This window comes from Xanthomonas sp. CFBP 8152 (assembly GCF_014199025.1).
Lineage (GTDB): Bacteria > Pseudomonadota > Gammaproteobacteria > Xanthomonadales > Xanthomonadaceae > Xanthomonas > Xanthomonas arboricola_B.
Genome location: NZ_JACHNO010000001.1, coordinates 444,664 through 469,640, shown reverse-complemented (window position 1 = coordinate 469,640; position 24,977 = coordinate 444,664). Strand labels below are relative to the sequence as shown.

Here is a 24,977-nt window from a genome sequence, read left to right as displayed (position 1 = left end):
CGGCCAGGATCAGTCTGCAAGCACGAACAGCGCGCCGCAGTACGGGCACTTGGCTTCGCAGTTGGGTTCGTCTTCGATCGGCAGATACACGCGCGGATGCGAGTTCCACAATGCCATCTGCGGCGTCGGGCAGCTCAGCGGCAGATCGCCGCGATGCACGGTGTAGCGCGATTCGGCATTGGCGGGCGCGGTGGCGGTCTGGCTCATGGCGGCACGATCGTAGAGGCAAAGGCAGAGCGCGGATTCTAGCAGCCTGCGTGGGGATCGGCCCATCGACCGGGCGACACCGGTTCGGGTGGGATGGTCTCGGCGCCAACCCCGGGACGCTACGGCAGGTCCGGCATCGCCTTGCCCCTGCTGGCGCGAGCGCGCCGGGCCACCACACCCGGACATCGCGCTTATCATCGCCTCACCATGGCGCACCGCCCCGCGCCTGCTCCCCGTGTCCGGATCGCCCGCAGCACTCGGCCGGACCTGCCCTGCGGCATCGCACCCTAAGGAGACATCGCCACGTGATCTCGTCTGTCGTCTTGCTGCATCCGCGTGACCTGTGGCTTCGGCTGGCGGTTGCCCTGGGCTGCGCTGCGCCGCTGTCGGTGAGCGCGGCGACCGGGTTTTCGAGTTCGTTCGAAGCTGGTCAGCCGTTACCGGTAGGCGCCGCTGCAGGCGATGTGCAGATTGCCATCGGCACCGGTCCGGCCGCGCCCTATGCGGCCAAGCCGCACACCGGCTACAGCGGTGCACATGCGCTGCGGTATGACAGTCGTGCTGCGGGGGGGCGGCGCACCCTGTTTACCGCCGATGTCCGGATCGGTGCCGATACGACGCTGTCATGGCTGGTATTGCCGGAGAGCGTGGGCAGCGAGCATGTGGCCTCGACCTATGTGTCCCTGGATCTGCTGCTGGACGACGGCACGCGCGTGTCTGCCAGCCCCGCGCGGGATCAACACGGCGTCACGCTCGGCGCACGCGCGCAGGGCGAGTCGAAGACGCTGTATCCGCAGCAATGGGCGCGCAAGGCGGTGCGGCTGGGCGAGGTGCCCGGTCTGCGTGGGCGCCATGTGCGTGCGATCGAGCTGGACGTTGCGCCGCCCGCAGGCGCGGCCAGTACCGGTTGGATCGACGATATCGCGCTTGCCGATGTACCGCTGACGCCGGCAACGCATCCGTCGGATTGGGTGCTGACCACGCGCGGCACGCAGTCCAATGGCACGTTCTCGCGCGGCAATAATTTTCCTGCAACGGCCGTGCCGCATGGCTTCAACTTCTGGACGCCGGTGACCGATGCGGGCACGCTGACCTGGCTGTATCGCTGGAACGAACATAACGACACGGACAATCACCCGCGCCTGCAGGCGTTGTCGCTCAGCCATCAGCCCAGCCCGTGGATGGGCGACCGCCAGACCTTTCAGGTGATGCCGTCGCTGGCCGCCGGCGTGCCGCCAGCCGATCGCAAACAGCGTGCGCTGGCGTTTTCGCATGCCAACGAAACTGCACGCCCCTATCGCTACGCGGTGCAGTTGGACAACGGGATCCACGCCGAGATCGCACCGACCGACCATGCCGCGCTGTTCCGCTTTCGCTTCCCGGCGCAGGGCGATGCCAATCTGGTGTTCGACAACGTGGACGCGCGCGGCGGGCTGCGCCTGGATGCGGCAACGCAGACGCTCTGCGGCTACACCGACGTGCGTAGCGGGCTATCGACCGGGGCCACGCGCATGTATGTCTATGCCAGCTTCGACACGCCGTGGAAAACCAGCGGCCTGAGCGACACCGGCCGGCCCACCGGCTGGATCAAGTTCGATGCAGGCAGCACCCGGCAGGTGCAGATGCGTATTGCCACCTCGCTGATCTCGCTCGATCAGGCCAGGCACAACCTGGCACTGGAAATCGCGCCCCAGGCAACATTCGAGCAGGTCGCCGCGTGGGTGCAGCAGGCCTGGGATGCGTTGCTGGGGCGCCTGGACGTGCCCGACGCCACGGCCGATCAGAAGACCACGCTGTATTCCAACCTATACCGACTGCACCTGTATCCCAACTCCGGCCATGAGAATGTCGGCAGCGCCGGCGCACCGGACTGGCGTTACGCCAGCCAGAGCAGCTGGTCGGACGACAACATCGATGGCAGCGCGGTGCGCAGCTTTGCGCCCATCCGCGATGGCCGGGTCTACGTCAATAACGGATTGTGGGACACCTTTCGCACTGCGTGGCCGGCGTACGCCTTGTTCGCGCCCGACGATACCGGTGCGCTGGTGCAGGGCTTTCTGGAGCAGTCGCGCGCGGGCGGCTGGGTGGCGCGCTGGTCGTCGCCCGGCTATGCCGATCTGATGGTCGGCACCAGTTCCGACGTGGCCTTCGCCGATGCCTGGCTCAAGGGCGTGCAGGGCTTCGATCCGGTCGAGGCGTATATTGCCGCACGCAAGAACGCCACCGTGGTGGCGCCCGACAGGCATGTCGGCCGCAAGGGCATGGCGCGTTCGACCTTTCGCGGTTACGCCGATACCGACACGCACGAAGGCATGTCGTGGTCGATGGAAGGCGCGCTCAACGACTTCGGTATCGCCAACATGGCCGATGCGCTGGCCACGCAGGCGAAAACAGCCGCGGCGCGCGAGCGTTACGCGACCGAGGCTTTGTATTTTCGTCACCGCGCGGCGGGCTATTCGGCACTGTTCGATCCGGCGATCGGGTTCTTCCAGGGCCGTACACCGGACGGCACCTGGCGCGTGGACGCGGCACGGTACGATCCGCGCGTCTGGGGCCACGATTACACCGAATCCAGCGGCTGGACGTTTGCGTTCACCGCACCGCACGATGGGCAAGGCCTGGCCGCGCTGTATGGAGGGCGCGCGGGTCTGGCAGCCAAACTGGATACGTTCTTCGCTACCCCCGAGACCGCCGAGGCCAGCTTCGCCGGCTCTTACGGCACCACCATTCACGAGATGACCGAAGCGCGCGATGTGCGCATGGGCATGTATGCGCACAGCAACCAGACCGCGCACCACATTCCGTGGATGTATCTGTACGCCGGGCAGCCATGGAAGACGCAACGCCTGACCCGCGAGATCCTGGCGCGCCTGTACCTGGGCAGCGAGATCGGCCAGGGCTATCCCGGCGATGAGGACAACGGCGAAATGTCGGCGTGGTATCTGTTCGCAGCAATGGGGTTGTATCCGTTGCGCATGGGCACGCCGGACTATGTGATCGGCTCTCCGCTGTTCAAGCATGCCAGCGTGCGTCTACCCGGTGGCCGGACGCTGACGGTCAACGCGCCACAGAATTCGCCGCAGAACGTGTACGTGCAATCGCTCAGGCTCAACGGCAAGCCCTGGCGCAAGACCTGGTTGCCGCATGCAGACATCGCCAAGGGTGCGACGCTGGACTTCGTGATGGGGCCGGCACCCTCGCGCTGGGGCACCGGGCCGGACGATGCGCCGCCGTCGCTGACGCCTGCAGGGGAACGCCCTGCCCCGTTGCACGATGTACTCGGAGACACGGCGCGCATCACGCCGGCCGATGGTGGCGATGTCGCCGCACTGCATGACGACGATGCGGGGACGGTCGCTTCAGTCGCACCGGCATCGGCGCTGACGTTCAGCGGCATGGCGCGCGGCACGCCGATCCTCTACACCCTGACTAGCGGCAATGCGGCGATTGCGGCGAGTGGATGGACCTTGGAAGCGCGTGCGGCCGGTGGTGCGTGGGAGGTCGTCGATCAGCGCCATGAGGAAACGTTTGACTGGCCGTTGCAGACGCGGCCGTTTCGCATTGCCTCCCCTGGTGCGTATGCGGAGTATCGGTTGCGATTCAGCGCGCCTGCCAAACTGCAGCTGGCGGAGATCGAATTGTTGGCGGCGGAGCCTGCGGTGCGTTGAAGCGGAGGTCTCGCATCGCTGATGGCGCTGCTTGTCTGGAGGCAGGTGACTGCAGGATGCAGGCACTGGCTCACGCAATCGGCGGATTCGCGACTGCTGCCGGAGTAGGGTTTCACTGCAACGTCAGCAGCGCTGGTAAGCCGTACCCTCACCCCCCCCCCCGCTCCGCGCCCCGGCCCGCGCTTGCGGCGCGGGCGCTTCAAGGCACGCGCGCCAGTCGCGCGCAAGCAGTGCCTTGTCGCCCCGGGGGGAGAGGGGCGTTGCAGCGGTGTGTCTGGTGCCGCTGGCGGGCAGGGTTTCGGGGTTTTGCCGGTGGCAGAATCTCAACCGCTATTATTTTTCGCTGGCGCCCTTCTCGGCATCGCGCTGCCGGCGGATCTGCGCATCCACCGCGGCGATCGCGGTCATGTTCATCACCCTGCGCGAGGTGGCGCTGGTGGTGAGGATATGCACCGGCTTGGAGATGCCCATCAGGATCGGGCCGATCGCCACGCCGTCGGTGAACACGCGCACCAGGTTGTAGGCGATGTTGGCGGCCTCCAGGTTCGGCAGCACGAACAGGTTGGCGCGGCCCTTGAGCGTGCTGTTGGGCATGATCTGCTTGCGCAGCGCCTCGTCCCAGGCGGTGTCGCCCTGCATCTCGCCGTCGATGTTGAGCTCGGGCTTGCGCTTGAGCAGGGCCTCGCGCACCTGGCGCATCTTCAGCGCATCGCGCGAGTCGTGGCTGCCGAAGTTGGAGTGCGACAGCAGCGCGATGTTGGGCTCGATGCCGAACAGCTTGAGGCGATACGCGGCCTGCAGCGTCGCTTCGACCACCTGCTCCACGGTCGGGTCTTCCTGCACATGCGTGTCCAGGAAGAAGAACACGCCCAGCTGGTTGATCACGCCGGTCATCGCCGAGGTGGAGCTCACCCGCGGTTCCAGCGGAATCACGCTGCGTGCGTAGCCCAGCTTCTTGTGGAAGCGGCCGACCACACCGGACAGCATCGCATCGGCTTCGCCACGCGCCACCATCACCGCCGCGATCAGGGTCGGACGCGAGCGCATCAGTTCCTTGGCGGCGGTGTCGGTCACGCCGCGACGCTCGGTGAGCGCGTGGTAGTACTGCCAGTATTCGTTGAAGCGGGGATCGTCGAGGATATTGGTGATCTCGAAGTCCACACCGGCGGTCAGGCGCAGACCCATGCGCTCGATGCGCGCCTCGATGACATCCGGGCGGCCGATCAGGATCGGAAACGCCAGGCCTTCGTCGACCACGTTCTGCACCGCGCGCAGCACCACTTCCTCTTCGCCCTCGGCATAGACCACGCGCTGCTTGTCGGCGCGCGCGCGGTCATAGACCGGCTTCATCATCAGGCTGGTGCGGTAGACGAACTGGCCGAGCTTGTCGCGATAGGCCTCCATGTCGGTGATCGGGCGCGTGGCCACGCCCGAATCCATCGCCGCCTGCGCGACGGCGGACGACAGCTCCACCAGCAGGCGCGGGTCCAGCGGACGCGGAATCAGGTATTCCGGGCCGAAACTCGGGGTTTCGCCGCCGTAGGCCGCGCCCAGGTCGGAGGCCTCGCGCCGCGCCATCGCCGCGATCGCCTTGACGCAGGCGATCTTCATGTCTTCGTTGATTCCGGTGGCGCCCACGTCCAGCGCGCCGCGGAACAGATACGGGAAGCACAGCACGTTGTTGATCTGGTTCGGGTAGTCCGAACGGCCGGTGCCGATGATGCAATCCGGACGCACCGCCTTGGCCGCTTCCGGGGTGATTTCCGGGTTGGGATTGGCCAGCGCGAAGATCACCGGCTGGCGCGCCATGCTGGCAACCATCTCCGGCTTGAGGATGCCGGCCGCCGACAGGCCCAGGAAGATGTCCGCCCCCTCGACGATTTCGGCCAGGGTGCGCTTGTCGGTGTCGCGCGCGTAGCGCTGCTTGTCTGGGTCCAGGTCGGTACGGCCGGTGTGAATCACCCCATCGCGGTCCAGCGCCAGGATGTTCTCCGGCTTCAGGCCCAGCGAGACCAGCATGTTGACGCAGGAGATGCCGGCCGCGCCCATGCCGGTGGTGGCCAGCTTGACCTCTTCGATCTTCTTGCCGGTGACCACCAGCGCGTTGAGCACCGCGGCGCCGACGATGATCGCGGTGCCGTGCTGGTCGTCATGGAACACCGGGATGTTCATGCGCTCGCGCAGCTTGCGCTCGACGATGAAGCACTCCGGCGCCTTGATGTCTTCCAGATTGATGCCGCCGAAGGTCGGCTCCAGGCTGGCAATGATGTCGACCAGCTTGTCCGGGTCGTTCTCGTTGATCTCGATGTCGAACACGTCGATGCCGGCGAACTTCTGGAACAGCACGCCCTTGCCTTCCATCACCGGCTTGGAGGCCAGCGGGCCGATGTTGCCCAGGCCCAGCACCGCGGTGCCGTTGGTGATCACCGCCACCAGATTGCCGCGCGCGGTGAGCTCGCTGGCCTGGGTGGGTTCCTCGACGATCGCCTCGCACGCGAAGGCCACGCCGGGCGAATACGCCAGCGACAGATCGCGCTGGGTCAGCATCGGCTTGGTCGCGGTGACCTTGATCTTGCCGGCCGGCTGCTGGCGGTGGTAGTCGAGGGCGGCCTGTTTGAAGTCGTCGTTAGACATCGGCTGTGTGGGTCTCGAAGGCGCAGGAGGTCTGAATTCTACCCTCCTGCCTGAACAAGGGCCTGTCGCGCAGCTGTCGGCGCGGCAGGAAGATCGCATGCTGCAACGCGTCGTGCGTCGCGGCCAGTTTTGGCTAGAAGCGAAAACGGCCCTGTACCCCGCCGGCAACGCCGACGGAATACAGGGCCGTAGGAAGCATCAGCGTGCGCTGATCGGGGCGACGACGTCGGTCGAGGCCACCGGCGCCTGCAGCGGCGGCGAGCCGCCATCCAGCACCAGCTTGAGCTGATCGCGGTCCAGCGCATTTTCCCAGCGCGACACCACCACGGTGGCCACCGCGTTGCCGATGAAGTTGGTCAGCGAGCGGCACTCGCTCATGAAGCGGTCCACGCCCAGGATCAGCGCCATGCCGGCCACCGGCACGTCCGGCACCACCGACAGCGTGGCCGCCAGGGTGATGAAGCCGGCGCCGGTCACGCCGGCCGCGCCCTTGGAGCTGAGCATCGCCACCGCCAGCAGGGTGATCTGCTGGCCCAGGCTCAGGTCCACGTTGGTGGCCTGGGCGATGAACAATGCGGCCAGGGTCATGTAGATGTTGGTGCCATCCAGATTGAACGAGTAGCCGGTCGGCACCACCAGGCCCACCACCGACTTCTCGCAGCCGGCCTTTTCCATCTTCTCCATCAGCGACGGCAGCGCCGACTCCGACGACGAAGTGCCCAGTACCAGCAGCAACTCGGCCTTGAGATAGCGGATCAGCTTGAGTACCGAAAAGCCGCACAGACGGCAGACGATGCCCAGGATCACCAGCACGAAGAACAGCGAGGTCAGGTAAAACGAACCCACCAGCCAGGCCAGATTGACCAGCGAGTCCACCCCGTACTTGCCGATGGTGAAGGCGATCGCACCGAACGCGCCGATCGGCGCGGCCTTCATCAGCATGTGCACCAGGCGGAACACCGGCGCCGTCAGCGCCTCCAGAAAGCTCAGCACCGGGCGGCCGCGTTCGCCGACCAGGGCCAGCGCGATCCCGAACAGCACCGCCACGAACAGCACCTGCAGAATGTTGCCATCGACGAACGCGCTGATCAGCGTGGCCGGGATGATGTCCATCAGGAAGCCGACCAGGCTCAGCTCGTGCGATTTCTGTACGTAGGTGTTGACCGCGCTCTGATCCAGCTCGGCCGGGTTGATGTTCATGCCGGCGCCGGGCTGCACCACGTGCGCCACGATCATGCCCACGATCAATGCCAGCGTGGAGAAGAATAGGAAGTAGGTCATCGACTTGGCGAAGACCCGGCCCACCGTCTTGAGGTGGGTCATGCCGGCGATGCCGGTGACGATGGTCAGGAAGATCACCGGGGCGATGATCATCTTCACCAGCTTGATGAAGGCATCGCCCAGCGGCTTGAGGCTTTCGGCAAACGCCGGCTCGAAGTGGCCCAGCAGGGCGCCCAGGACGATCGCCACCACCACCTGGAAATACAGCTGACGGTAAAAGGGAACGGGCGCCGGCAAAGGGCCGGCAGGCTTGCTGATGTGCATGACGCCACTCCGAGGGAACATAGAGGGTGCCTGAGCGGTACCCGGTGCGGCATTCTGGCCGTACGTCACAGCTCGAGCCGATAGCCCATTGGTACTACCCACTGTCCCCGGGCTGAACGTCGCCTTACACTTCAGCCGCGCCCCCCCCGGCCGTTAAATCCGTTTAACGCAGACACCGATTCCCGTGTTGTTGGCCGTCCGGAACCTGCGCGCTTGCTGAAGCTGTTCAGTGCGACCGCCATGGCAGGACGCCCGGCCCCTTCTCATTGCCGAAGACCACACCTATGCGCCTCAATCCGCTCGTTCTCGCGTTGGCCATCGCCGCCGCGCCCGCTGCCGCCAATGCGGCCACCTCGCTGGAAAACTGGCCCACCAAGTACACCTTCGGTGATGGCACCGAGCTCGGCCTGACCGGCAACTACGCCTACGACGACAACAACTTCTCCGGCGACGACCGCCTGGAAGACCGCACCGACTTCCGCCGCAAGGAATTCGGCGCCACCCTCAAGAAGAAGGGCGTCTACGACGCCATGGTGTATTTCGACTTCGAAGCCAAGCTGTGGCTGGACGTGTTCTTCCGCGTCGAGACCAAGGCCCTGTTCGGTCAGGACTACGGTCGCGTGCGGCTGGGCTACATGAAGGTGCCGGTGGGTCTGGAAGCGGTACAGAGCTCGCGTGCGGGCAGTTTCATGGAACTGGGCCTGCCGATCCAGGCGGTGTTCCAGGGCCGCCGCACCGGCGTGGAATGGACGCTGGAACGCCAGCAGTATCTGCTCCAGGCCGGCGCCTATGGCGGCAAGGATCTGCAGGGCGACAACCCGGGCACCACCCAGGCCGTGCATGCTGCCTGGACCCCGTTCAAGGCCGAAGGCAATGTGCTGCATCTGGGCCTGGCCGGTTCGGTGGAAAACCCGCGCGGCTTCAGCGACGGCCGTGGCGTGTCGTTCAGCCCGCGCGTGCGCCTGCGTGCCCGCCCGGAAGCCGGCCTGACCGACGTGCGCCTGATCGACACCGGTACCATTCTCGATGTGGACCACGTGATCCGCGCCGGCGTGGAAGCGGTCTGGATCCACGGCCCGTTCTCGCTGCAGAGCGAAGCGCTGCGCGCCGAAGTGGCGCGTAACGACAACCTGCCGCATTACATCGCGCAGGGCCAGTACCTCTACGGCACCTGGACGCTGACCGGCGAGTCGCGCAGCTATGCCGGCGGCGTACCGGGCAACATCAAGCCGGCGCACGACTACGGCGCGGTCGAGCTGACCGCCCGCTACAGCCGCCTGGATCTGGAAGACAACCGCGTCAGCGGCGGCCGCCAGCACGACACCACCATCGGCGCCAACTGGTACCTCACCAGCCACTTCAAGATGCAGGCCAACTACAGCTGGGTGGATGCCACGCGCAACGGCGTGCATGAAACCCCGCACGTGATGGAACTGCGCGCGCAGGTACAGTTCTAGGCGTTATCGCGCAGCGGTGACGCGGGACTCGTCGGCCGCGAGTTGGCGTCGGTTGACCGCTTCGACGCGTAACCCGGCAACGCACGCCAGTGTGCGGGTCGCTGCGGCCGCATCCTTCGAGGGATGCGGCCGCAGTCGTTTTTGGGGGCACCGTGGCGGCGATGGGGGCAGGCCACCGCACCGATGACTGCACGATGCATCGGCACACCGCCATACTTGTCGCCATGTACGCCTCACAACGCCGCCGCCTGCTGTCCACGCTGTCCATCGTGCTGGGCGGCATGTTGGTTGCCATGTTCGCCGCCGGGCACTTCGTCGAGCAGAACGCCCTGCACGAGGAAAGCGCCACCGTGCGGCGTCAGCTGCGCCTGTACGCGCAGGCGTTGCAGCAACGTATCGATCGCTATCGCACCCTGCCGCAGATTCTGGCGCTGGACCCGGAACTGCGCGCCGCCGTTTCCGGCCCGTTGTCCCCCGCGCAGGTGGATCAGCTCAACCACAAACTGGAGCGCGCCAACAACGTCACCCGGTCCTCCACGCTGACGCTCATCAACCGCGACGGCATTGCACTGGCTGCCAGCAACTGGCGCGCGGCGCGCAGCAACGTGGGCGTGGATTACGCATTCCGCCCGTATTACCAGCAGGCACTGTCCAACGGCAGCGGAAGTTTCTATGGCATCGGCATGACCACCAGCGAGCCGGGCTATTTCCTGTCGCAGGCCATCGTCGATGCCGGCGGCCAGGTGCAGGGCGTGGTGGTGATCAAGATCGCACTGGCCGCGCTGGAACGCGAGTGGCTGCAGACCCCGGACATCGTGCTGGCCTCCGACGCCCACGCGGTGGTCTTTCTGGCCAGCCGCCCGCAGTGGCGCTACCGCATGCTGGCACCGCTGAGCCTGCGCGACCGCAGCGAATTGCGCAGCACCCGCCAGTATGCCGACCAGGACTTGTTGCCGCTGCGCCGCCGGTTGATCGAGCAGACCGGCAACGGTGGCGTGCTGGCCGAGGTCAACGACCCACCGCTCGCCGGCCCGGTGCTGTGGCAGACCCTGCAGGTGCCCGAAAGCGGCTGGCGCCTGCATTTGCTGCACGACACCCGCGCCAGCGCGGCGGCCGGCCGCGCCGCTGCGATCGCCGCAGCCGGTGCGTGGCTGGCGCTGGCCTTGCTGTGGTTGTTCGTGCAGCAGCGGCGGCGCCTGTCCGCCCTGCGCCAGCGCAGCCGGCACGAGCTGGAAACGCTGCTGCAACAACACGCCGAAGAATTGCGTACCGCGCAGGATGGCGTGGTGACCGCCGCGCAACAGGCCAATGCCGGTTTGAGCCGCAGCCTGGAACACCTGCCGCAGGGCGTGGTGGTGATCGACGAAGCGCTCGATCTGGTGGCGTGGAATTCGCGCTACGTGGAACTGTTCCGCTTCCCGCCCGAACTGCTGAAGATCGGCAGGCCGATCGAAGACCTGTTTCGCTTCAACGCACGCCGCGGCCTGCTCGGACCCGGGCCGATCGAAGCGGCGATCGAACGCCGCCTCAATCATTTGCGCAGTGGTAAACCGCATATGCGCGAGAGCGAGAAGGAAGATGGCACCGTGCTGGAAATCCGCGGCAATCCGCTGCCCGATGGCGGATTCGTCACCAGCTATGCCGACATCACCAGTTACAAGAACGCCGCGCGCGAACTGCGTTCGCTGGCCGACGCATTGGAACACCGCGTGGCCGAACGGACCCGCGATCTGGCTGCGGCCAAACGCGAGGCCGAGAGCGCCAACCGCTACAAGACCCGTTTCGTCGCTTCGGCCGTGCACGACCTGCTGCAACCGCTCAATGCCGCGCGCATGTTCGTCTCGGTCCTGCGCGGGCAGGTGCGCCAGGCCGGCGGCGCGCGCGTGGTCGACAACATCGAAGGCGCACTCGCCGCGCAGGACGCCATCCTCAACAGCCTGCTGGACATCTCGCGCCTGGAGGCAGGCAGCCTGAAGACCCAGGTGCGCGATTTCGCCATCGCCCCGCTGCTGGAAACCCTGGCCCGCGAGTTCGGCATCCTTGCCGAAGACCGCGGCTTGGTGCTTGATTGGGTGCCAACGTCCGCCGTGGTGTTGAGCGACGAGAACCTGCTGCGGCGCATCCTGCAGAACTTCCTGTCCAACGCCATCCGCTACACCCCGCGTGGGCGCGTACTGATCGGCTGCCGTCGTCGCGGCGGCTGGCTGCGCATCGAAGTGCACGACCAGGGACCTGGCATTCCCGAAGCCCTGCAGGAAGAGATCTTCGAAGAATTCAGGCGCCTGGACGACGGCGTGGCCAATGATCGCGGCGCCGGTCTGGGCCTGGCCATCGTCGAGCGCATCGGACGTCTGCTCGGTCACCGGATCGGCCTGCGTTCCGCACTGGGCAGCGGCAGCGTGTTTTCGGTGACCGTGCCGCTGGGCGAACGTGCCGCGATTGTCAGGCGATTGCCGCCGCCCACCACAACCGCAGAACATGCCAACGACCCGATCCTGCACGGGTGCCGCGTGTGGTGCGTGGACGATGACCCGCGCGTGTGCGAGGCCAGCCGCGCCCTGCTGGAGCGCTGGGAATGCCGTGTGGACTTTGCCGGCGGCCCCAATGAGGCATTGGCCGCTGCCAACGCCGACGAGGTGCCGGAACTGCTGTTGCTGGACGTGCGCATGGGCGAGCACTATGGCCCCAGGGTGTTGCCGCAGCTGGTGGAACGCTGGCAACGCGAACCGCGCGTCATCCTAGTCACTGCCGAACCCGACCCGGCGCTGCGCGAGCATGCGCTCGACCTGGGCTGGGGATTCTTGACCAAGCCGGTGCGCCCGCCCGCGCTGCGCGCGTTGGTCACCCAGATGTTGTTGCGGCGCCAGTAGTTGCCCGGCTGCCAGCACTGCTGCATCGCAGTTGATCGAACCGGCAGCGCGCGCCGGTCGGGACCGACTGGCGCATCGGTGGATCGATGCAACGCTTGCCGCTACAGCGTCGATCGACAAGCGCCCATACCTGACAAGATCGCTGGCCGCAGCTGACGCATGCCCGCGCCTGTCTGCCCCGACGCCAAGACGCTCGCGCCTGCTACAATAGCGCGAATGATTCGCATTTGACCGTCGCTTTCGTGGTGCCGTGCAGGCCTTGCCCCTGTGCCGGCCACGCCTTGGAGTTCCTTGCCCGATGAAATCTCCCGTCTCCGGATCGGCCAGCATGCCGTTCGTTGTCAGCTTCTGCCTGCTCGCCTCCGCCACCGCTTCCGCACAATCGGACGTCACCGATACGCTGGACACCGTGGTGGTGGCCGCCTCGCGCTCCAACATGACCGTGGCCGAATCGCCGCAGACGGTGTTGATCATCGACAAGGCGCAGATCCAGCAGCAGTTGACGATCTCCAGCAACTCCTCCGACGTGCTCGCCAACCTGATTCCTTCGTACACGCCCAGCCGCGGCAAGATGAATGGCAGCGGCGAAACGCTGCGCGGGCGCACGCCGCTGATCCTGATCGACGGCGTGCCGCAGTCCAATCCGATCCGCCCCACCGGGCGCGAAGCGCACACCATCGACTATGCGATGGTCGAGCGCATCGAAGTCATCCAGGGCGCCAATGCCATCAACGGGCTGGGCGCCACCGGCGGCACCATCAACATCATCACCCGACGGCCGCAGGACGGCTCGCTGAACCAGCACATCGACGTGCAGGCCACCGCGCCCAGCTCCGAAACGCGCGCGGAAACCACCAGCGTTGAAACCCGTTACCGCGTGGACGGCCGCTCGGACAGGCTCGACTACCTGTTCTCGGCCAGCTACAGCGACCAGGGCCTGTATGTGGACGGACAAGGCCGTCCGATCGGCGCCGACAACACCCAGGGCGACCTGATGACGTCCAAGAGCTACGACGTGCTTGCCAAGCTCGGCTACGCGCTCACCGACGCGCAGCGTCTGAGCGTCAGCGTCAACCGCTACCGCATCAAGAACGACAACGACTACATCGGCGTCGCCGGCAACCGTGCGCAGGGCCTCCCCACCAGCTCGGTGCGCGGCACCCCGCAAGGCACCGCGCCCTGGAACGATGTGCTGACGTCCAGCCTGTCGTATACCCACGACGATCTGGCCGGCATGCAGCTGAGCGCGATGGTGTTCAACCAGGAATTCGAAGGGCTGTTCGGCGCCGACAACTCGTCCACGTTTCAGGATCCACGCATCGCCCCGGTCGGCAGCCTGTACGACCAATCGCGGTCGGTCGCTTCCAAGTGGGGCAGCAAGATCAGCCTGACCAAGGACGACCTGCTCGACGGCCGGCTCAAGCTCACCGGCGGCGTCGACCTGCTGGCCGACACCGGCAAGCAGGATCTCTACGGCACCGGGCGCACCTATGTGCCCGAATCGGACTACCGCAATCTGTCGCTGTTCGTGCAGGGCGAATACAAGCTGCTGCCCGAGCTGACCCTGCATGCCGGCGTGCGTCGCGAAGAAGCCGAGCTGAAGATCGACAGCTACCAGACGCTGTGGCGCTACAACCGGGTCGCTGTCGAAGGCGGCACGCTCGATTTCAACCAGACCCTCTACAACACCGGCCTGGTCTACACGCCGGTCGAAGGGGTGAGCTTTTTCACCAGCTATTCCGAAGGCTTCGGCATGCCGGACGTGGGCCGCGTGCTGCGCGCGATCAACACGCCAGGCACGCGCGTGGCCAGCCTGAGCACGCTGGAACCGATCCTGACCAAGAGCGTGGAAGCGGGCACCCGCCTTACGCGCGGCGCCTTCGACGCGGACCTGAGCTACTTCCAGTCCAACTCGGACCTGGGCACGCGCGTGGTGCCGATCAACGGCGCCTTCATGATGAGTCGCGAAAAGACCCGCGTGCAGGGCGTGGACGCCAGCCTGGGCTATCGCCTGGATTCCGCGCATCGCCTGCGCCTGTCCTACGCCTACACCCATGGCCGCTACGACAGCGATAACGATGGGCAACTGGACGCGCGCCTGGATGGGCTCAACGTGGCGCCCAACCGGGTGATCGCCTCGTGGTCGGCGCAGTGGACGCCGAAACTCTCCTCGTTCGTGCAGGCCCAGCATGCCTTCAGCCAATCCTTCGACGAGGCCGACAAGCGCTTCAGCGGCTACACGCTGGTGGATGCGACGTTCAACTACGCGTTGCCGCGTGGCGCAGTGCGCCTGGGTGTGTCCAACCTGTTCGACAAGCAGTACATCACCTACTACTCGCAATCGGCCCTGGTCGAACCGCTGCGCTACTTCGCCGGGCGCGGCCGCACCATCACGCTGGGTTATTCGCTGGATTTCTGATGGCGTAGCGTGGTTGCCAGCAGCTTGCGCACGATACGCCTGCGCAAGCATGCCGCTGCGCATGGGTGTGGAGTCGCAGCGTCGTTTAGATGCAATCAACAGCCTAGTCGATCGAAGGCACGGTGCCCTCGCCGCCCGCGGGACACGCCGTGAATCCGTCCGTGGAGGCTCTCACGGTGGCCATGTCGGCTCTCGACACCCACACTGACAGAATCCGAACAGATAAGGCTCGGTGGTGGCATCCATGCCGCCACACGGTCCCGCAAGCGGCAAGACACCGCAGCAGAGAGCTTGTCGGTTGCTTCGCTGAAAACCATACACGCCGACCAGCTCGATGGGTCCTTGCTCGCCCACCCTGCAGCCACCCACAGATCACCCGAACAACATGCATCGTGCATTGTTTGCAACATGCACACCGACTATCCCGACAGGTCCTTGCCCGCCCACCGTCGCGGGACCTTACGCGGCATGGATGCCGCGTGAGAGCCTACATGGACGTACTTGCGGCGTGTCCCGCGATGGTGGGCGGGCAAGGGCCCTGCAACGAAGTCGCAGACATCAGCGTCTTGGTCGCTCAATCGTGCCCCAGAAGGGCGCATGCCTGCGTGTCTCTGATACTCGCACCCATGCGCCCGCTGCGTGCGTATTCGTTGGCGTCCTGCAATCGGCGCTGCAACGCACCACGCACATCGAACCGAACGCTGCAATGCATGCAATCCACTGCGGCTGCGTGACGATGCCGATTTGACGATCCGGACGATCCGGACGATCCGGACGATCGGGCAAGGATGCCGGATCACCAGGCTCACGCCGACCCTGCGGCCCGCGGCACAGTGCATCGCAAGACGCACACCGCCACTACCGGGAGACACACCGCATGAGTCAGACACTGTCGCTGGACCACTATCGCCTGCTTGGCCGCTCCGGCCTGCGCGTCTCGCCGCTGTCGCTGGGCACCATGACCTTCGGCGAAGACTGGGGCTGGGGTGCGGACGCGGACGAAGCCAGGCGCATCTTCGATGCGTATGCCGACCGCGGCGGCAATTTCATCGACACCTCGGTCAACTACACCAACGGCGGCTCCGAGCGCATCCTCGGCACGCTGCTCAAGGACCGCCGCGAGCGCTTCGTGCTGGCCACCAAGTTCACCATGGCGCGCGATCCGGACAACATCAATGCCGGCGGCAACCATCGCCTCAACCTGATCCGCTCGGTCGAGACCAGCCTGCGCCAGCTGGACACAGACCGCATCGACCTGCTGTACCTGCATGCCTGGGATTTCACCACCTCGCCGGAGGAAGTGATGCGCGGGCTGGAGCATCTGGTGCAATCGGGCAAGGTGCTCTATCTCGGCATCTGCAACACGCCGGCCTGGCGGGTGGCGCAGTTGCAGACACTGGCCGACCTGCGGGGCTGGTCGCCGCTGGTGGCGCTGCAGATCGAATACAGCCTGGTCGAGCGCAGCGTCGAACACGAGTTGCTGCCGATGGCACGCGAGCTGGGCCTGGGCGTGTTGCCCTGGTCGCCGCTGGGCGGTGGCATCCTGACCGGCAAGTACAGCCGCGCCGATCTCTCCGCCGACAACGCGGCCGAGGTCTCGACCAGCCGCAAGGGCGTGATCGCCTCGACCGGGCATCTCAATGCACGCTCGCTGGAGATCGCCGATGCGGTCGGTGCGGTCGCCGAGGAACTGGGTGCCTCGCGCTCGCAGGTGGCACTGGCCTGGACCTTGCGCAATCCGGCCGTGGTCTCGCCGGTGATGGGCGCGCGCACGCTGCAGCAGGCCGAGGATAACTTCGGTGCGCTGGAAATCGTCTTGAGCGATGAACACCTGGCTCGGCTGGATCGGATCAGCGCGCTGGCGCCGATCTTTCCGGAACGCTTTATCGGCCGGCCGATGGCGCAGCAACTCATCTACGGCACCTACAAGGTGCAGTTACGCAGTTGATGGATGCATCGCCGACGGACGATCTGTCGGCAGCGATGCACTGCCTCACGTGCAATGATCTTTCACCGACAACGGCACGACCGATCAATCCGTCGCGTCATCGCGCGTTTGCATCGCCGTTCTGCACGGCGCTGCGTCCCAGCACGTCATCGTCATCGCAAAACACGATGCAGCAGACGATCACCAGGAGCGATCAGCCCTCGCCTTCCGGCTCCAGCGCCTTGACCAGCACTGCCGCCTGCGTGCGGCTGTAGCAGTCCAGCTTCTTCAGGATGGCGGTGACGTGCACCTTGACGGTGTTCTCGGCCAGCCCCAGCTCGTGTGCGATCTGCTTGTTGAGCAGGCCGTCGGCCAGGCTCAGCAGCACGCGGAACTGTTGCGGGGTGAGCTGGGCGAGCTTGGAGGCCAGTTGCGCGTCGGCCTCCGAGCGCTCGGCGGTCATCGGCGGGAACCAGGTGCCGCCCTCCAGCACGCTGGCCACCGCGGTGCCGATCGATTCGGCTGGGGTGGATTTGGGAATGAAACCGGCCGCGCCGAACTGCTGCGCGCGCCGGATCACGCGTGGGTGATCGTTGGAGGAGATCACCACCACCGGGATGTCCGGATGCTCGCCACGCACGTGCAACAGCGCCGAGAAGCCGCGTGCGCCCGGCATCGCCAGGTCCAGCAGTACCAGCTCGGCCTGGGGGTGCGAGCGCAGCATCGCGCTCAGCGTGGCGGCGCTGGAGGCCTCCACCACCTCGGCCTGCGGCAGGGTCTGCTGCAGCACATGGATCACGGCGGCGCGGAACAGCGGGTGGTCGTCGGCGACGAGGATGGTGAGATCGGCCATGCGCCAAGTCTGGCACATGGCCGTGTCGGTTTCCCGCGCCCGGGCGTCCGCCTCCACCCCGTTGCGCAGGTATCGGGTCTGTCGGGCAGCCAGCATGTGCGTGGAAAATCGCCGCGCCCAACGCCTCGTACACGCAAGGCCTGCAGCCCACGCCGCGCCGATGCGTAGCCGTTCGCGCAGGCCGTCAGCGCTCGCCCTAGCGCGGTGGCTGCGTGCTGGCCCGCCAGGCGTCCAGAAACTGCCGGCGCTTGAGTCTGTCCAGGTACACCAGCAGGCCGGGGCCAAGCGGGATCGGGCGAAATGGCGGTTGCGCCGAGCCGCCGCGGCCTCCGGCGGCCGGCAGGATCGGCATCAGCCGCGCCTCGCGCGAGAGCACCTGCTGACCGCGTGGCGAGAGCAGGTAATCCAGGAACCTGCGCGCCTCCGGCGCATGCGGTGCGGTCTTGGGGATTACCGCAGTGCGCAAGGCCACCAGCGTGTAGTCCTGCGGCTGCACGATGCCCAGCGGCGCGCCGGCATCGATGCGCGTCTGCGCATAGGAACCCAGCACGTTGTAGGCCAGCAGCAGCTCGCCACGGCTGACGCGGTCGAGCAAGGTGCCGGTGCGTTCTTCCAGCCTGACCTGGTTGGCCCCCAACGCGGCCAGCAATGCGCCGGCGATGCTGCCGACCTGCCCGTCCTGGGTGGCGAACAGATAGCCCACGCCGCTGCGCGCGACATCGTAGGTGCCGACCCGGCCGCGCAGCGGCGCGTCGGGCGCGCGCAGCAGGGCCAGCAGTTGCCGGCGCGTGCGCGGCACCCGCGCGGCCGCCAGCTTGCGCGTGTTGTAGACGATCGCCACCGGCTCGTAGCTGATGCCGAACACTTCGTGCCGCCACTGCGCCCACGCCGGCAACGCTTCGGTCTGCGCGGAGCGATGCGCGAGCGCGTGGCCGTCGTTCACCAGCTTGGTCTGCAGGTCCATGCTGGCGCTGATCAGCATGTCGGCGGCAGCCGTGGCCTTGCCCGGATGCAGATAGCGCTCGTAGATGTCCCAGGCGATCACGTCCTCGTAGATCACCTCGGTGCCCGGATGCAGGCGCTGGTAGTCCTGGATGACCGCGCCGAACACTTCCAGGTCGGTGGAGCCTTGCACACGTAACTGCGCCTGCATCGGGCCATGCGCGGGAAACACCCGCACATCGCCGGGCGCGGCACGCGCAATAACCGGCGCCAGCAACGCCACCATCAGCAACAGCACGCGCATCACCGCGCTCCTCCAGGAAAATGCAACGAGGCGATCAGCCCGCCGCCGACGCGGTTGCTCAGATCGATGCGCCCGCCGTGCGCTTCGACCACCCGCTTGACGATGGCCAGCCCCAGCCCCGCGCCACCAACCGGTGCATCTGGCCCGCGGACGAAACGCTCGAACACACGCTCGGCTTCGGCAGCGGGAATGCCGGGGCCATGATCGGCGATGGTCAGCACGTGATGGCTGCCGTCGCTGGTGAGCGCCACCTGCAATGGCGCCCCGGCACCGTATTTGCAGGCGTTGTCGATCAGGTTCTTCAGCGCCTCGCGCAGCAGCAATGCATCGCCGCGCAACAGTGCCGGTTGCGGGTCGATCGCCAGGTGCACACGCGGGGCGCCGTCGCTGCGCGGCAAGGCCTCGTGCAGGGCCTGGTGCAGCACCTCGGCCAGATCCACCGTGGCAAAGCGCTGAAGGTTGGCACGGTGGATCACGCTGGCGTCGCTGAGCAATTGATTGAGCAGCCGGCTCATATGGCTGGCATTGCGCTCGATCGCCACCAGGCTGCGTTGCATCTCGCGCGGGTCGTCGTCGTCCATCGCCAGCTGCGCCTGCGCGCGCAAGGCGGCCAACGGCGTACGCATCTGGTGCGCGGCTTCGGCCATGAAGGCGCGCAGGGTTTCGTTGCTGGACGACAGCCGCGCCATGAAGCGGTTGAGCGCGGTCACCATCAACTGCATCTCCTGCGGCGCCGGCGCGCTCAGCGGTTTCAGGTCGGAGGGCTCGCGCCGCGACAGGTCGCGCTCGATACGCTGCAACGGGCGCAGCGCGCGATACACGCCCAGCCACACCAGGCCCAGGGCGAGCAGCGACAGCACGCCGATCGCCACCAGCGCGTTGAGCACCACATCGCGTGCCACCGCATCGCGCGCGCGCCGGGTCTGACCGACCTGCACGCGCACCTCGCCCTGCCCGGAGGCTGATGCCACCCGATGCATCACCACCGCAAAGCGCACCGGCTCGCCGCTGTAGTCGGCATCGAACAGCACCGGGCGCTCGTCGCCGGGCGCGCGCGCCGGCAACGGCAAGCTCTCTTCGCCGGTGATGGTGCGGCCTTGCGCATCGAACACGCGGTAGAACACGCGGTCTTCCGGTGCCATGCCGAGCAGGTCCAGCGAGGCATACGGCAGATCCACCTGCCAGTCGCCGCCGACCAGCGCCACGCTGTCGACGATGGACAGGGCCGAGGACACCAGCAGGTGGTCGTAGGAGCGGTTGGCGGCCCGCTCGCCGTAGTCGCGTGCGGCAAAGAACAGCACCACTGCGCCCAGCACCGACAGGCTGCCCAGGTACAGCAGCAAGGTGCGCCGGATCGACGGTGCCACCATCCGCGGCTCAGCCATCGACGCCCGGCTCCACCGGCGCATGCGGATCGGCTTCTTCGAGCTTGTAGCCAGCCCCACGCACGGTGACGATGCGCAACGGCGCGCCCGCCAGCTTGCGACGCAGGCGGCCGACATACAGCTCGATCGCATTCGGCCCGGCATCGTCGTCGAAACCGAACAAGCCATTGCCGATCTCGTCCTTGCCCACCACATGGCCCAGACGTCCGATCAGGATCTCGAACAGGCGGTATTCGCGATTGGGCAACTCGATCGGCACGCCGTCCAGCACCAGCGTATGCGCGGCGTTGTCGAACACGAACCCGCAGATCTGCACCACCTCGCTGGCCTGCCCGCGGTTGCGCCGCAGCAACACCCGGCAACGCGCCTCGAACTCGCGGAAATCGAACGGCTTGCCAAGGTAGTCGTCGGCGCCGACATCCAGTGCCTGCACGCGGTCTTCGATGCCGTCGCGCGCGGTCAGCATCAGCACCGGCGTGGTATCGCCACGCTCGCGCATCCCGGCCAGCACGCGCAACCCATCCAGCTTGGGCAGGCCGATATCCAGCACCACCAGGTCGAAGCTCTGATAGCGCAGCACACTCGCCGCCGCCAGGCCATCGGACTGCCAATCCACCGCATGCCCGCTACGGCGCATGCGCCGCACGATGGCATCGGCGAGGTCGGCGTTGTCTTCGACTAGCAGCAGGCGCATGAGGCGGGGAATCGAGAATCGAGAATGGGGAATGGGGAATCGGAACAGCAGTTGGCCGCGGCCGGAAGGTAACAGGCAACGCGGACAAAAGCTCTTGGGCTTTTGCGATTCCCCATTCCCGATTCCCGATTCGCCCGCCCTGACAGGTCCATGACAGCTTCACCGGACTAGGCTGCTGCCAACGCGCCGCAGCGTGCTTGTGCGGTGCATCGCTGAACGTGATTCACACATGTACCTGGGAGGGTCTGTGAGCAACGACACCTTGCGTCTGCGCGTCTTCACCACCTGCGCTGCGCTGTGCCTGGCACCGGCGGCGCATGCGGCCGAGGGCGACGGCCCGGTCACCGCCGAGGTGGGTGGGCGCGTGCACTGGGACTTCACCGTGTTCGACAACGACGAACGCGGCACGCCCGAGCGCAACGACACCCAGTTCCGCCGCGTGTGGCTGGATGTGGCGGGCAAGTTCTACGGCTTCACCTACAAGGCCGAGGCCGAATTTGCCGGCCTGCAATACGAATCCGGCAGCCGCGGCATCCTGGCGCGCGATGTGTACATCGCCAAGAAGTTTTCCGCCGGTACGCTGACCGTGGGCCAGTTCAAGCAGTACTTCTCGCTGGACGATCGCACCGGCTCCAACTACGGCCCGTTCCTGGAACGCGGCTATGCCTCCACCACGCTGGCGCCGATCTATCGCAAGGCGATCTCCTGGCAGGCCAATCGCCCCGATGCGACCTGGTCCACCGCGGCCTACAGCCTGGAAAGCATCGACAATTCCTCGACCAAGGGCGGCGCGCTCGGCACGCGGCTGACCTTCGCGCCGGAGATGGGCCAGGCGCGGCTGCGCCACCTGGGCGTGTCGCTGGCGCACGAGCGCTATTCGCATCCGGGCAGCGGCGGCGCGGCGTCCCTGCTGATCCGGCCACGCCCGGAAAACGATCTGGCCAACAACAGCCGCATCACCCTGGCGCGCTTTGCCGATGGCCGCGATACCGATTTCGACAAATGGTCGCTGGAATACGCCGAAGTGCTGGGCCCATGGTCGTGGCAGAGCGAATTCAGCGGCGGCCTGCTCGACGACGGTTCCCAGCATGCCAAGGTGTTGGCCGGCTACGGCCTGGTCAGCTGGTTCGTCACCGGCGAATCGCGCGGCTACGACCGCAAGACCGGGCGTTTCAGCCGGATCAAGACCCCCAACCGTCCCTCCGGCGCGTTCGAGTTGGCCCTGCGCTACGACTACATGCGCGGCGATCAGCATCTGGATGGCCAACCCGATTTCATCGATGCCAGCACGCAGTCGTGGACGCTGGGCGGCAACTGGTACTTCAAGCCGAACCTGCGCGTGATGCTCAACGTGATCGACAGCCGCAACCGCGACCGCATGGTCGATGCGGTGGTCGATCACACGCTGGCGGTGACCGGCCGGTTCCAGTACGACTTCTGACCGGTTTGCCTGACCTTCGCATGACGCGTCACCGCTGCTGCAGTGCACCCGCCGCCGCGCGCTCCACTCTTCCCCTGCTGTACGCCTCAAAGGATTTGCCCGCATGCTGACCGCGCTCGGTTTCGGAATGGTGATCACCTTCATGTACCTGATCATGAGCAAGCGGCTGTCGCCGCTGGTGGCTCTGATCACGGTGCCGATCGTGTTCGCGTTGCTGGGCGGCTTCGGCACCGGCATCAACGAGATGATGCTCGACGGCATCAAGAAGATCGCGCCCACCGGTGTGATGCTGATGTTCGCCATCCTCTACTTCGGGGTGATGATCGATGCCGGCCTGTTCGATCCGCTGGTCGGCCGCATCCTGCGCCTGGTCAAGGGCGATCCGCTGAAGATCGTCATGGGCACGGCGATCCTGGCAATGCTGATCTCGCTCGACGGCGATGGCTCCACCACCTACATGATCACCGTGTCGGCGATGCTGCCGCTGTATCAGCGCCTGGGCATGAACGCGCTCAACCTCACCTGCGTGACCATCCTGGCCAGCGGCGTGATGAACCTGACCCCGTGGGGCGGCCCCACTGCACGCGCCGCCACCGCCCTGCATGTGGATCCGGCCGACGTGTTCGTGCCGCTGGTGCCGGCGATGGCGATGGCGATCGCCGGCATCCTCGCGCTGGCCTGGTATCTGGGCATGCGCGAACGGCGCCGCCTGGGCGTGGTGCGCCTGCCCGCCGACGGCAACTGGCTGGACACCAGCATCCCTGAGGAAAGCGATGCGCTGCCACGCGTGGAAGACACCGAAGACATGAAGCGGCCCAAGCTGCTGTGGGTGAACCTGCTGCTGACCCTGGCGCTGATGGCCGCGCTGGTGGTCGGCGTGCTGCCGATGCCGGTGCTGTTCATGATCGGCTTTGCGCTGGCGCTGATGATCAACTATCCCAACCTGGCCGAGCAGCGCCGTCGCCTGGTCAATCACGCCGGCAACGTGCTGTCGGTGGTGTCGCTGATCTTCGCCGCCGGCATCTTCACCGGCATCCTGTCCAATACCGGCATGGTCGAAGCGATGTCGCGCAGCTTTCTGGCGGTGATCCCGGACAGCTGGGGCCCGTATCTGGCGGTGATCACCGCGATCGTCAGCATGCCGTTTACGTTTTTCATGTCCAACGACGCGTTCTACTTCGGCGTGCTGCCCATCCTGTCCGAAGCCGCCGGCCACTACGGCATCACCCCGGTGGAAATGGCGCGCGCCTCGCTGGCCGGGCAACCGGTGCATCTGCTCAGCCCGCTGGTGCCATCGACCTATCTGCTGGTCGGCCTGGCCAAGGTCGACTTCGCCGACCATCAACGCTTCACGCTGAAGTGGGCGGTACTGATTTCCCTGTTGATGTTGGCGGGCGGGTTGTTGTTTGGCCTGTTTCCGTTGGCGCGCTGATCGCGCGCCGGGAATGGGGAATCGGGAGTGGGGAATCGTAAGGGCGGCGCTGTGCTGTCATGTCGATTCCTGAGTTCCACATGGCGAACAGAAACCGCAAAAGCGGCTCCTGCTCTACCGATTCCCCACTCCCGATTCCCCATTCCCAAACTCCGAAGGAGTTCAAGCAATGACACTTCGCATCGCATACGTCACCAGTGGCATGGGCAGCGTGGGTACCGCGATCTGCCAGAAACTGGCGCGCAGCGGGCATACCGTGGTCGCCGGTTGCGGGCCAAATTCGCCGCGCAAGACCTCCTGGCTGCGCGAGCAGCGCGAGCAGGGCTTCGAGTTCGTCGCCTCCGAAGGCAATGCCGCCGATTGGGATTCCACCGTGGCCGCGTTCGCCAAGGTCAAGGCCGAGGTCGGCGAGATCGATGTGCTGGTCAACAACGCCGGCGGCAGCCGCGATACCTTGTTCCGGCAGATGAGCCGCGACGACTGGAACGTGGTGATCGCCAGCAACCTGCATTCCCTGTTCAACATCACCAAGCAGGTGGTCGACGGCATGACGGCGCGCGGTTGGGGGCGCATCGTCAACATCGGCTCGGTCAGTGCGCACAAGGGCCAGATCGGGCAGATCAATTTCGCCACCGCCAAGGCGGCGATGCATGGCTTCAGCCGCGCCCTGGCGCAGGAAGTCGCCTCGCGCGGGGTCACCGTCAACACCATCTCCCCGGGCTACATCGCCAGCGCCTCGATCAGCAGTTTTCCGCCCGACGTGCTCGACCGCCTGGCCACCTCGGTGCCGATTCGTCGGCTCGGCAAACCGGCCGAAGTCGCCGGGCTGTGCGCCTGGCTCGCCTCCGACGAGGCCGCCTATGTGACCGGCGCCGACTATGCGGTCAACGGCGGTCTGTACATGGGCTGAGAGCCGCTGACAGCATGTGGCACGCGGGCGTCATATCGGTGCGGACGGCACGCCGGTGTCTTGCTGCGCGAACGATACTTGCTGGCTCCGCACTGCGAGCGCGCCAGCCTGGCGTGAGCGCAGTCCTCGATAGCCGCGGTGAAGCTTCACCGCTCTGATGCCTCACTGCTCTGATGCTTGACTGCTCTGAAGCCCCACTGCCGTGCAGCCTCACCGCGCTAAAGCGCCACGCTAGTCGTGGCCGCTGTCATGCACGCCACGCGCACCCGGCACTTGCATGCATGTGCGC

The 24,977-nt window shown here is 66.3% G+C and carries 15 protein-coding genes; 8 read left to right on the top strand and 7 right to left on the bottom strand.

What is annotated here, in order from left to right; translation table 11 throughout:
• Nucleotides 1-9: 9 nt before the first annotated feature.
• Complete coding sequence (locus FHT09_RS02035; protein ID WP_006451050.1) at nucleotides 10-207, bottom strand: zinc-finger domain-containing protein; 198 nt, start codon at nucleotides 205-207, stop codon at nucleotides 10-12.
• A 305-nt stretch (nucleotides 208-512) separates the two neighbouring features.
• Between FHT09_RS02035 and FHT09_RS02030 the strand changes: the two genes are divergently transcribed.
• Nucleotides 513-3,875, top strand: coding sequence for a GH92 family glycosyl hydrolase (locus tag FHT09_RS02030; protein WP_104605133.1), 3,363 nt, complete (start codon nucleotides 513-515; stop codon nucleotides 3,873-3,875).
• A 333-nt stretch (nucleotides 3,876-4,208) separates the two neighbouring features.
• Here the strand turns inward: FHT09_RS02030 and FHT09_RS02025 are convergent, their stop codons facing one another.
• Nucleotides 4,209-6,509, bottom strand: a complete 2,301-nt coding sequence (locus FHT09_RS02025) for an NADP-dependent malic enzyme (protein WP_047124708.1) — start codon at nucleotides 6,507-6,509, stop codon at nucleotides 4,209-4,211.
• A 198-nt stretch (nucleotides 6,510-6,707) separates the two neighbouring features.
• Complete coding sequence (locus FHT09_RS02020; protein WP_047124707.1) at nucleotides 6,708-8,054, bottom strand: dicarboxylate/amino acid:cation symporter; 1,347 nt, start codon at nucleotides 8,052-8,054, stop codon at nucleotides 6,708-6,710.
• 284 nt (nucleotides 8,055-8,338) lie between these two features.
• On the opposite strand from FHT09_RS02020, the gene FHT09_RS02015 reads away from it, so the two are divergent.
• The 4 genes from FHT09_RS02015 (at nucleotide 8,339) to FHT09_RS02000 (ending at nucleotide 16,748) form a co-directional block, all read left to right on the top strand.
• Nucleotides 8,339-9,511: a porin gene (locus FHT09_RS02015; protein ID WP_104605135.1), complete on the top strand. Its 1,173-nt coding sequence runs from the start codon at nucleotides 8,339-8,341 to the stop codon at nucleotides 9,509-9,511.
• A 224-nt stretch (nucleotides 9,512-9,735) separates the two neighbouring features.
• Nucleotides 9,736-12,381 (top strand): PAS-domain containing protein, encoded by a 2,646-nt coding sequence (locus FHT09_RS02010; protein ID WP_104605137.1) that lies wholly within the window; start codon nucleotides 9,736-9,738, stop codon nucleotides 12,379-12,381.
• A gap of 298 nt (nucleotides 12,382-12,679) precedes the next feature.
• The gene (locus FHT09_RS02005) at nucleotides 12,680-14,800 is read left to right on the top strand and encodes a TonB-dependent receptor (protein WP_258077178.1); all 2,121 of its coding nucleotides are present in this window, start codon (nucleotides 12,680-12,682) and stop codon (nucleotides 14,798-14,800) included.
• Nucleotides 14,801-15,677: 877 nt separating this feature from the next.
• Nucleotides 15,678-16,748 (top strand): aldo/keto reductase, encoded by a 1,071-nt coding sequence (locus tag FHT09_RS02000; RefSeq protein WP_104605141.1) that lies wholly within the window; start codon nucleotides 15,678-15,680, stop codon nucleotides 16,746-16,748.
• A gap of 193 nt (nucleotides 16,749-16,941) precedes the next feature.
• On the opposite strand, the gene FHT09_RS01995 is transcribed toward FHT09_RS02000, so the two are convergent.
• The 4 genes from FHT09_RS01995 to FHT09_RS01980 form a co-directional block, all read right to left on the bottom strand.
• The gene (locus FHT09_RS01995; RefSeq protein WP_047127735.1) at nucleotides 16,942-17,580 is read right to left on the bottom strand and encodes a response regulator transcription factor; all 639 of its coding nucleotides are present in this window, start codon (nucleotides 17,578-17,580) and stop codon (nucleotides 16,942-16,944) included.
• Between the two features lie 196 nt (nucleotides 17,581-17,776).
• On the bottom strand, nucleotides 17,777-18,826 hold the full coding sequence (locus tag FHT09_RS01990; RefSeq protein ID WP_104605143.1) for an ABC transporter substrate-binding protein: 1,050 nt from the start codon (nucleotides 18,824-18,826) through the stop codon (nucleotides 17,777-17,779).
• A complete protein-coding gene (locus FHT09_RS01985) occupies nucleotides 18,826-20,211 on the bottom strand; it encodes a sensor histidine kinase (RefSeq protein WP_104605145.1) in 1,386 nt (461 codons plus the stop codon). The genes FHT09_RS01990 and FHT09_RS01985 overlap by 1 nt, the downstream gene beginning before the upstream one ends.
• A complete protein-coding gene (locus tag FHT09_RS01980; RefSeq protein WP_104605147.1) occupies nucleotides 20,204-20,905 on the bottom strand; it encodes a response regulator in 702 nt (233 codons plus the stop codon). Before FHT09_RS01980 ends, FHT09_RS01985 begins: the two co-directional genes overlap by 8 nt.
• Nucleotides 20,906-21,152: 247 nt before the next feature.
• On the opposite strand from FHT09_RS01980, the gene FHT09_RS01975 reads away from it, so the two are divergent.
• The 3 genes from FHT09_RS01975 to phbB all read left to right on the top strand — a co-directional run bounded on the left by FHT09_RS01975 (nucleotide 21,153) and on the right by phbB (nucleotide 24,688).
• A complete protein-coding gene (locus FHT09_RS01975; RefSeq protein WP_104605149.1) occupies nucleotides 21,153-22,346 on the top strand; it encodes an OprO/OprP family phosphate-selective porin in 1,194 nt (397 codons plus the stop codon).
• A 103-nt stretch (nucleotides 22,347-22,449) separates the two neighbouring features.
• Nucleotides 22,450-23,778 (top strand): CitMHS family transporter, encoded by a 1,329-nt coding sequence (locus FHT09_RS01970; RefSeq protein ID WP_047127220.1) that lies wholly within the window; start codon nucleotides 22,450-22,452, stop codon nucleotides 23,776-23,778.
• 169 nt (nucleotides 23,779-23,947) lie between these two features.
• The gene (gene phbB, locus FHT09_RS01965) at nucleotides 23,948-24,688 is read left to right on the top strand and encodes an acetoacetyl-CoA reductase (RefSeq protein ID WP_016904744.1); all 741 of its coding nucleotides are present in this window, start codon (nucleotides 23,948-23,950) and stop codon (nucleotides 24,686-24,688) included.
• Nucleotides 24,689-24,977: the final 289 nt, after the last annotated feature.